At 57.8% G+C, this 6,866-nt stretch carries 8 protein-coding genes; 3 read left to right on the top strand and 5 right to left on the bottom strand.

The annotated features are described in order from the left end of the window. Nucleotides 1–332: ribonucleotide-diphosphate reductase subunit beta (locus DBR30_RS22220; RefSeq protein WP_258224430.1), on the top strand; the 332-nt coding region annotated here is incomplete at its 5' end. Next, entirely contained in the window at nucleotides 329–652 is a 324-nt protein-coding gene (yfaE, locus tag DBR30_RS13795) for a class I ribonucleotide reductase maintenance protein YfaE (RefSeq protein ID WP_181363580.1), read from the top strand. The genes DBR30_RS22220 and yfaE, both read left to right, overlap by 4 nt. A 127-nt stretch (nucleotides 653–779) precedes the next feature. On the opposite strand, the gene mltA is transcribed toward yfaE, so the two are convergent. Beyond that, on the bottom strand, nucleotides 780–1,931 hold the full coding sequence (mltA, locus tag DBR30_RS13790; RefSeq protein ID WP_108542105.1) for a murein transglycosylase A: 1,152 nt from the start codon (nucleotides 1,929–1,931) through the stop codon (nucleotides 780–782). Nucleotides 1,932–2,081: 150 nt separating this feature from the next. Between mltA and DBR30_RS13785 the strand changes: the two genes are divergently transcribed. Continuing rightward, the gene (locus DBR30_RS13785; RefSeq protein WP_108542104.1) at nucleotides 2,082–2,333 is read left to right on the top strand and encodes a DUF1289 domain-containing protein; all 252 of its coding nucleotides are present in this window, start codon (nucleotides 2,082–2,084) and stop codon (nucleotides 2,331–2,333) included. A 132-nt stretch (nucleotides 2,334–2,465) separates the two neighbouring features. Here the strand turns inward: DBR30_RS13785 and DBR30_RS13780 are convergent, their stop codons facing one another. From DBR30_RS13780 to apbC, 4 genes are all read right to left on the bottom strand, one after another. Continuing rightward, nucleotides 2,466–3,935 (bottom strand): inorganic phosphate transporter, encoded by a 1,470-nt coding sequence (locus DBR30_RS13780; RefSeq protein WP_108542103.1) that lies wholly within the window; start codon nucleotides 3,933–3,935, stop codon nucleotides 2,466–2,468. Between the two features lie 377 nt (nucleotides 3,936–4,312). After that, nucleotides 4,313–4,894 (bottom strand): dCTP deaminase, encoded by a 582-nt coding sequence (gene dcd / locus DBR30_RS13775; RefSeq protein WP_005336719.1) that lies wholly within the window; start codon nucleotides 4,892–4,894, stop codon nucleotides 4,313–4,315. A 63-nt stretch (nucleotides 4,895–4,957) separates the two neighbouring features. Further along, nucleotides 4,958–5,602 (bottom strand): uridine kinase, encoded by a 645-nt coding sequence (udk, locus tag DBR30_RS13770; protein ID WP_005345570.1) that lies wholly within the window; start codon nucleotides 5,600–5,602, stop codon nucleotides 4,958–4,960. A gap of 110 nt (nucleotides 5,603–5,712) precedes the next feature. Then, a complete protein-coding gene (gene apbC, locus DBR30_RS13765; RefSeq protein WP_108542102.1) occupies nucleotides 5,713–6,795 on the bottom strand; it encodes an iron-sulfur cluster carrier protein ApbC in 1,083 nt (360 codons plus the stop codon). Nucleotides 6,796–6,866 lie beyond the last annotated feature (71 nt).

Raw genomic sequence — 6,866 nt, 5'->3', positions numbered from 1 at the left:
AATGCGAACAGGCCTGCTTCGAGATCTTCAAAGAAGCGGCCATTCAGGAGAAAGAGTGGGCCGAGTACCTGTTCCAGGACGGCTCCATGATCGGCCTGAACAAGGACATCCTCTGCCAGTATGTGGAGTACATCACCAACCTGCGCATGAGCGCGGTCGGCCTGCAGCCAGCCTTTGCCGGCACCAAGCAAAACCCGATCCCCTGGATCAACACCTGGCTGTCATCCGACAACGTGCAGGTCGCCCCGCAAGAGGTAGAGGTCAGCTCCTATCTGGTCGGTCAGATCGACAGCGAAGTCAATGCCGACGACCTGGGTGATTTCGAGCTGTGAGTGACGCCACCAACACGCTGACCCCTGCCCCGCAAGCACCTGCCGAACAGCAGGCGGTCGTGGCACCACGGGTACATACCCGGGATGGTGCCGTGCTGCACGCCCATCCCGGCGAAAGCGTGTTGGAGACCCTGGAGCGCCACGGTCATCATGTGGAGTTCCAGTGTCGCAGCGGCTATTGCGGCGCCTGCCGCACTCCGCTGATGGCTGGCAAGGTGCACTACCCCAATGTGCCGCTGGCATTCGTCGCCCAAGGGGAGTGCCTCCCCTGCTGCTGCAAACCGGTCGGCGCTATCCGGCTGGATATCCAGAAGAGCTGACGCAGCCACCAGCTGCCACTCGCACAAAATAGAAAGCCGCCGGAGCAATCCGGCGGCTTTTTTGTCTCTTCATCTTTGCTCGGGTTTGCTCGGGCGCCCGATGACAGACGCCCAACCCCTCAGAGGATTACAACCAGGGGGCAGCGGTCGGCCCGTGGTGCAGGCCCAACTTCCAGACCCGGCCAAAGTGCTTGTAGTGACCGGCAGCGACACCGGCCTTCTCACCCATACCGTGGTAGAGATCGAGGTGCCCCTTCTTCACCGCCCCGCCCACATCCAGCGCAATCAACAGCCGCAGCTGGTGCTTGCCGGTCCAGTTGCCCTCTTTATCGAGCAAGGGAACTTCGGCGAGGATCGGGGTACCCATCGGCAGCAGGGTCTTGTCGGCAGCGACGGCCGCCAGCGGCAGCAGCGGGATACCGGCCGCACCGATCACATCATTGGTCGGGCGACGCTCGAAGAAGACATAGGAGGGGTTCTGCTCCACCAGCTCCTTGACGCTCTCCTCCGGTTGACGGTTGGCCCACTCCTTGATGGCCTTCATCGACATCTGCTCTTTGGGCACTTCACCGCGATCGATTAACACCCGGCCGATACTGACGTAACCGTGACCGTTCTTGCCGCTGTAGCCCAGATATTGCAGCCGATCGTCATCCCCGTAATGGACAAAGCCCGAGCCCTGCACATCCATCAGGAAGTTGTCGATAAGGGATTTGCTGTAACCCAGCTCCAGCCCACGGTTGGCCAGGGCCCCCTGATGGATCTCGGCCCGGGTCGGACAGCGACCGCCACATTTGGGCATGGCATAGATGGGATATTTGTACTTGGCATCCGGGCGGTGGCGCACTTCCAGCACCGGCGAGTAGTAACCGGTAAACAGCACGTTACCCATGCGATCGGCGCCGCCCAGCTGAGCCAGGCTGATACCATAACGGGTGATGTCGGCAGGATTGCCGCCGCCCGCCACCCAGCGGGAGAGCTGGTGATAGAGCTCGCCATAACGGCGGGTCATCTTGCCGGAGCGCTCCAATACCAGTCTGCTTTGCGGGCCAAACTTGCTGTAGTCGGCACGCGCACGGCTATTGACCCGCTCTACCCTCACCAGATCCTCTGGCAAGGTCCCGTCCAGATACTGCTTGCCCAGATTTTCCGGCACCTCGCAGTTAAGAAAGCATCTGTCGTCGGTCTGTTTTTTGGGCACTTCTGCTTTGTCAGAGTTGCCCGCACAACCGGCCAGTCCCAGCACTGCGGCGGTCAGCCAGTACGCGTGTTTGTTCATATGTCCTCATATAACGCCAAGAGCCATGCTCGGCGGGGAAGATGCCAAATTTGCAGGGGGAAAGCAAACGACATCAATCACTTGAAGCAGGATTTCTCCAAAGGGGATCCGCTGGGTTATAACAAGGTGACAGGATGTGCGAGGTGATGGATGGAACAGCTCGAAATCTTCCCGCTGCAGAGCCCCTGCATCGGGGTCTGCGAAGTGAACAACAAGGGCTACTGCAAGGGGTGCCTGCGCAATCGTGAAGAGCGTTTCAACTGGCTCACCATGACCTCTGCCCAGCAACAAGAGGTGATGCGCCTGTGCCGGGATCGCAAACGCCGGGTCGAGGCTGCCCGCCGCAAGGCTCGCGAAGGCGATCAACCCGAACCGATGCCGCAATCTGGCTGGGATTTCTAACCCGCTCTTAACATCCCTGCAAGCCATATTCTTGCGCTCACGAGACTCGACCTATCCAGCATTAAAAAAATGCCGCCCGATCTTTCGACCGGGCGACATTGTCATTGTGATGCGCGTTATGAGCGCGGCAGATCAACCAAACAGATGGTGGCTGACGATAAACAGGCCGCCGGAGAGCAGCATGGTCAACGGCAGGGTCAACACCCAGGCCATCAGGATGGTCTTGATGGTCTGGCTCTGCAGGCCGGATTTGTTGGCTACCATGGTACCCGCCACCGCAGAAGAGAGGATGTGGGTGGTGGACACCGGCATACCGGTCAGACTGGCAACCCCGATGGAAGTCGCTGCCGTGATCTGGGCCGCGATGCCCTGGCTATAGGTCATACCGGTGGAACCGATTTTTTCGCCCACGGTATGAACGATACGACGCCAGCCCACCATGGTGCCGCAACCGAGCGCCAGCGCGATGGAGACGATCACCCAGGTCGGTGCGTATTCAGCGGTAGCGGTCAGATCCTTGCGCCATTTGGCCAGATCGGTCAGCTCCTTGGCTGGCAGCGGCAGCTTGGCAGCCTTGCGGGCGGTGTCATCGATACAGAGCAGTAGACGACGCACTTCGCGGCGGTCGGTCAAGCTCATCTGATCATAAGTACGCACGGCACCCAGACGGGCATCCAGAGTAGCCATCGCCTGCAGCACGCCATCGGCGGAGCAGTGGGTCATCAGCTCTTCCTGAGCCGTTGCCGGTGCAGAGAAGTTGATGACGTCCGAGAGGGCAGACTGGTTGCGCTGGTAGATCTCCATGATGCGCTGGTTGGCATCCTGGGTCCGATCCAGGTCATAAGAGCGGCTGTTCATGTCCAACGCGAAATAGGCGGGCGCCATGCAGATCAGCACCAACATCACCAGACCGATGCCCTTCTGGCCATCGTTAGAGCCGTGCACGAAGCTGACGCCCATGGCCGAGGCCACCAGGGTCAGACGCGCCCAGAATGGCGGGTGTTTCTTGCCATCCACCAGCTGGCGCTCTTCCGGTGTTTTGTGGATCTTGTTGCTGGTCCAGATGCGCTTCATCGCCAGCAGCAGCAGCGCCGCGATGATGAAACCTATGGTGGGGGAGATGATGAGGGAAAGCATGATGTCGATCGCTTTGCCCACGTTGATCCCTTCTGTCACCGGTTTATGGGTGATCCAGGCATAGGCGCCGCCTACCCCCAGAATGGAACCGATCAAGGTATGTGAACTGGAGGCCGGGATCCCGAAGAACCAGGTGCCCAGGTTCCACACGATCGCGGAAAACAGCAAGGAGAAGACCATGATCAATCCTTGGGTGGAATCCATCCCAAGCAGCAGGTCGATGGGCAGCAGATGGACAATGGCATAGGCCACACCCAGTCCACCAAACATGACGCCGAAGAAGTTGAAGATCCCCGATGCGACGACCGCCAGGTGAGCTGGCATCGCCTTGGTATAGATAACCGTTGCTACCGCGTTGGCGGTATCGTGAAAGCCGTTGATAAATTCATAGGCAAGCACAAAAAAAACGGCCAATACCAAACCGATTGACCACCACAAACCCAAACCACTAAACATTTCAAACATAAAAAAAAGCCTGTTTATGAGTTGCGGCGGATTATGCCAGATGGCGGCCAACACCATAGCCACCATTGAAATATTTCAGCCATAAAAAAAAAGAGCTTTTTGGAAAAAAATATCCTAGAGCCAGTCTTCATGCGGCTTGCCACCGATTAATTAAAGCCACCAATGATTGCGGGAAAGGGCAGAAATAGCTGACAATTAAGCCAATAATTTCATTTTTATGACGTTTTTATGACAGAAAAACGGGCAAAAGTGGTGATAAAACGTCCCTGCCCCGCCAATCTCATCCGACCAGCACCATCAATCCCATATCCGTTTGATTCCAGATGCAAAAAGGGAGCACCTTGTGCTCCCTTGAATCGTTGCCGTGTTGCCAGTTATCAGTCCTGATTGATGCGACTGGCAACGGCGCCCTGTTGGCTCTTGTACTTGGCATTTTCCCGCTTGTTGTAGGGGCGGGCCGCGACGCCGGAGAGCATCTCGAAGTTCAAGGCGCCGATCTTCATCTTCGGACGCAGCGCCAGCGGCAGTTTACCGCCGTTGTAGAACTCCAGCACGATGCGACCGGACCAACCCGGATCGATCCGGTGCGCCGTCACGTGCACCATCAAACCCAGGCGCGCCAATGAAGAGCGGCCATCCAGCCAGCCGACGATATCGGCAGGCAGGGTGACGGATTCATAGGTCACTGCCAGCGCCAGCTGACCCGGGTGAAGGTAGAAGGCTTCGCCATCGGGGATGTGGATCTCGTCACTCATCACCCGATCGATGGCATCGGCCATCTCGCTGCTCGGGCCGCTCAAGTCGATATAGGGCGCGGTATGATCGCGAAACACCCGAAACTCGTTACCCAGCAGCACATCGACACTGACACCACTGATCCGCTCTACCCCGGGCCGTGGCTCAATGACGATCTTGCCTTCATCCAGATGGCGTTCAATATCGGTATCACACAGACGCATTGGGCAACTCTCCTGACAAATTGTGCTTTTAAAAAAGCCGGGCATCACCCGGCTTGTTTCATCTTAACCAATCAACATGTGGCGGATACGCGCTTTGAGCATGTCGATGGCGATGCGGTTCTTGCCACCACGGGGCACGATCACATCGGCATACTGTTTGGACGGCTCGATAAACTGCAGGAACATCGGACGCACCGTCTTCTGGTACTGCTTGAGCACGGAGTCCATGGTACGGCCCCGCTCCTGCACATCACGCACCAGACGGCGCAGCAGGCAGATATCGAGCGGGGTATCCATAAAGATGGAGGCATCCATCAGATCCCGCAGACGGCTGTCGGTCAGCAGCAGGATCCCTTCCAGAATGATCACCCGGCGCGGCGCAAACGGGGTCACTTCGCTCATCCGGGTGTGTTCGGTGTAGGAGTACTGGGGAATGGCAACTGCGTCACCTTTGACCAGCTGGCTCAGGTGCTGTACCAGCAAGTCGTGATCCAGCGCGTTGGGGTGGTCATAGTTGGTCTTGACCCGCTCTTCCATGGTCAGGTGGGTCTGATCACGGTAGTAGCAATCTTCGGTGATCACACCAATCTGACCTGCGCCCAGTTCGGCCACCAGCTCTTCATAAATGGTCTGGGCTATAAGACTTTTGCCAGACGCAGATGCGCCCGCAATACCGATGATCACACACGAATGTTGAGTATCAGACATGACAAATACCTAAAAGAGAAGAGCAGTGGGGATGGTTTAAACCGATCCATTATATAAAAAAGGGTGGGTCATGCCCACCCTCAATTCCCTTTCAAGTGACCGACCGCCGATTATTCATCCAGCGCCATGGCATAGAGGGGGGTCGCAATCGGTTTTGCGCTGAAAAAGAGTTCAGCCCCTACCCTGCGCGCCAGCTTCAAATAGGCCTGAGCCAGGCTCCCTTCCGGTGCGCCGAACACCGTCGGGCAGCCATCATCCATGTGTTGGCGGATGTCGATGTGCAGCGGCAACTGGCCAAGCAGCGCCACTTGATACTGCTCTGCCATCTTCTGACCGCCACCGGTACCGAACAGCGGCTCATGATGACCGCAGGCGCTACAGACGTGATAACTCATGTTCTCGATGATACCGAGCACCGGCACATTGACCTTGTTGAACATGGCGATCCCCTTGCGGGCATCGGCCAGCGCCACATCTTGCGGGGTTGTGACGATCACTGCCGCCGAAGTCGGCACCTGCTGGGCCATGGTGAGCTGGATATCGCCAGTGCCCGGCGGCATGTCTACCACCAGATAATCCACCTCGCCCCAGCGGGTCTCATGGAGGATCTGCGCCAGCGCCTTGCTCGCCATCGGGCCACGCCAGATGGTGGCATCCTGCTCGGAGACCAGATAGCCGATACTGTTGCTCTTGAGGCCGCAGGCCATCACCGGCTCCATCAGCTTGCCGTCATGGCTGACCGGGCGCTCCTTGAGGGTGCCCATCATGGTGGGAATGGAAGGGCCATAGATATCGGCATCGAGAATGGCGACCCGCGCCCCCTCTTTTTGCAGGGCCAGCGCCAGATTGACCGCGGTGGTGGATTTGCCTACCCCGCCCTTGCCGGAAGCAACCACGATGATGTTGCGAATGCCCTGCACGGCATTAAGGCCCTGCGCCCGCGGCATGCTGGCGACGTCAATCTCCAATGCCCAGTCAATACGGGCAGCACCGGTGGCGCTGCGCAGTCTGGCATCGTAGTTCTCTTTGAGCTGATCGAGCAGCGAAAGACCGGCAAACGGCAATACCAGCCGGATAGTGAGCCCCTGACCCTGATTGATCATCTCGCGAACGAATCCGGCATCAACCAGATCCTTGTGCCAGCCAGCTGGCTTAAATTCGGCGAGGATCTGTTTTACTGAATCAATCACCATTAACTCCTCATTATCTTGTCATTATCTTGAGGTGAACGGTTACCGCACACAAATCAGTGGCTTGCCTGCCA

This window comes from Aeromonas sp. HMWF017, from assembly GCF_003061465.1.
Lineage (GTDB): Bacteria > Pseudomonadota > Gammaproteobacteria > Enterobacterales > Aeromonadaceae > Aeromonas > Aeromonas veronii.
Note: the sequence above shows the minus strand (reverse complement) of the source record. Positions and strands in the feature narration are given on the sequence as shown.

Excerpts from the sequence above, each read along its gene's own strand:
- DBR30_RS13780 (WP_108542103.1), bottom strand. The coding sequence starts at position 3,935 with ATGTTTGAAATGTTTAGTGGTTTGGGTTTGTGGTGGTCAATCGGTTTG.
- DBR30_RS13785 (WP_108542104.1), top strand. The coding sequence starts at position 2,082 with ATGGAACAGCTCGAAATCTTCCCGCTGCAGAGCCCCTGCATCGGGGTC.
- apbC (WP_108542102.1), bottom strand. The coding sequence starts at position 6,795 with ATGGTGATTGATTCAGTAAAACAGATCCTCGCCGAATTTAAGCCAGCT.
- mltA (WP_108542105.1), bottom strand. The coding sequence starts at position 1,931 with ATGAACAAACACGCGTACTGGCTGACCGCCGCAGTGCTGGGACTGGCC.
- udk (WP_005345570.1), bottom strand. The coding sequence starts at position 5,602 with ATGTCTGATACTCAACATTCGTGTGTGATCATCGGTATTGCGGGCGCA.
- dcd (WP_005336719.1), bottom strand. The coding sequence starts at position 4,894 with ATGCGTCTGTGTGATACCGATATTGAACGCCATCTGGATGAAGGCAAG.